The sequence below is a fragment of the Metabacillus niabensis genome (assembly GCF_902829255.1).
Classification (GTDB): Bacteria; Bacillota; Bacilli; order Bacillales; family Bacillaceae; genus Metabacillus; species Metabacillus niabensis.
Window position 1 is genome coordinate 1 of the sequence record NZ_CADEPK010000457.1, and the last position, 1,723, is coordinate 1,723.

Below are 1,723 nucleotides of genomic sequence, written 5' to 3' on the forward strand. Positions count from 1 at the left end.
CTTTTCCTTTCCCTGGAGTCCAATCGCATATTCCTTGAAATCCGCCATTGGCATATGTAATAACTCTTTACCTTCATTAATTAATAAAATATCCTCTAATAAATCTTCAATTTCATTTAATAAATGACTTGAAAGAATAATAGTTCTCGGGTATTCAAGATAGTCCTTTAATAACGCTCGGTAAAAATCCTTTCTAACCGAGGAATCCATTCCAGTTGTTGGTTCATCAAGAATCGTTAACGGACATTTTGCTGAGAGCGCTAAAATCATATTAAACGTGCTTTTCATTCCTTTAGAAAGATGATAATAGTGTTGTTTAGGATGAAATGTAAAATAAGAAAAAAGTCTTTTGGCAAACTCATCATCCCAATTTACATAAACTGCTGCTGCAGATTGTAAGATATCCTTTAACGTTAATGTATTAGGAAAATACATTTGATCGTCAATATAGATCCTATTTGCAGATACCTTCAAATTATTGAATGGATTTTCGGAAAACACTTTTATACTGCCTGAAGATTCACGAATAAAACCAGCGATGATTTTTAAAAGTGTTGTTTTGCCCGCACCATTTCTACCGATTAAGCCAGTAATTTTATTAGTTCCGATTGTAAAAGACAATTCATTTAATGCTTTCTTTTGACCATACATTTTCGATAGTTTCTCACATTCAATAACGTTCATTAACAGCTCCTCCTATCACGATTGGCTTCCTTAATCATCTTAACTAGCTCTTCTTCTGATATTTTTAATCTTTCTGCTTCTATCACAATTTCACTAACTAAATTTTTTAACGTTTGATTTTTCCTTTTATTAAGAATGATCTCTTTCGCATTAGTCGATACAAACATCCCAAGCCCCCTCTTTTTGTACAAAATCGACTCCTCCGCTAACAAATTTAAGCCCTTTGCAGCTGTTGCGGGATTGATATTAAACATATCTGCTAGCTGATATTGGGAATAGATTTTTCCATCCTCCAAAATGTTCTCACTTAATATTTCATTCTCTAACCACTCTGCAATTTGTATATAAATTGGTTTCGTTCCATCCGAATTCAGCATCAAGTATAAAACCTCCCTCCAATTAACAACCAACCCAGTGCATTACTGTTGTAATGTACTATATACTAATTTCCATTTTATTTCAATACAAAGTTTCCCCTGCATTACCTTTTTTAACCACAAAAAAAGTTCACGACTATATTCGCGAACTTTTTTGAATTGATAATATAAATGTTCTAGAAGGGAAATAAAAAAAGACCAGTATCTCTACTGATCTTTTACACACTTCATATTAAATAAGCGGGTGAAGGGAATCGAACCCTCATCATCAGCTTGGAAGGCTGAGGTTTTACCACTAAACTACACCCGCACGTAAAAATAAATGGTGGAGGGGGGCAGATTCGAACTGCCGAACCCGAAGGAGCGGATTTACAGTCCGCCGCGTTTAGCCACTTCGCTACCCCTCCATCATGGGTAGAATTACAATATTTTATGGAGGAGGAAGGGGGATTCGAACCCCCGCGGGCTTTGACACCCCTGTCGGTTTTCAAGACCGATCCCTTCAGCCGGACTTGGGTATTCCTCCAAATTTATTATGGCGCGCCCGAGAGGAGTCGAACCCCTAACCTTTTGATCCGTAGTCAAACGCTCTATCCAATTGAGCTACGGGCGCATCATCAAATGATAAAAGTATTTTTAAATAATAATCGTTGCCTCAGCAG

The 1,723-nt window shown here is 36.7% G+C and carries 2 protein-coding genes and 4 tRNA genes; all 6 read right to left on the bottom strand.

All coding sequences use genetic code 11. The features are described from left to right. Window positions 1–684: ABC transporter ATP-binding protein (locus HU235_RS24655; protein WP_174881908.1), on the bottom strand; the 684-nt coding region annotated here is incomplete at its 3' end. After that, window positions 684–1,064, bottom strand: a complete 381-nt coding sequence (locus HU235_RS24660; protein ID WP_145581461.1) for a GntR family transcriptional regulator — start codon at window positions 1,062–1,064, stop codon at window positions 684–686. The genes HU235_RS24655 and HU235_RS24660, both read right to left, overlap by 1 nt. Before the next feature lie 236 nt (window positions 1,065–1,300). Next, window positions 1,301–1,371 (bottom strand) — tRNA-Gly (locus HU235_RS24665). 13 nt (window positions 1,372–1,384) lie between these two features. Continuing rightward, window positions 1,385–1,468: transfer RNA gene (locus tag HU235_RS24670), tRNA-Tyr, on the bottom strand. Between the two features lie 26 nt (window positions 1,469–1,494). Further along, window positions 1,495–1,587 (bottom strand) — tRNA-Ser (locus HU235_RS24675). A 10-nt stretch (window positions 1,588–1,597) separates the two neighbouring features. Then, window positions 1,598–1,674: transfer RNA gene (locus HU235_RS24680), tRNA-Arg, on the bottom strand. Window positions 1,675–1,723 lie beyond the last annotated feature (49 nt).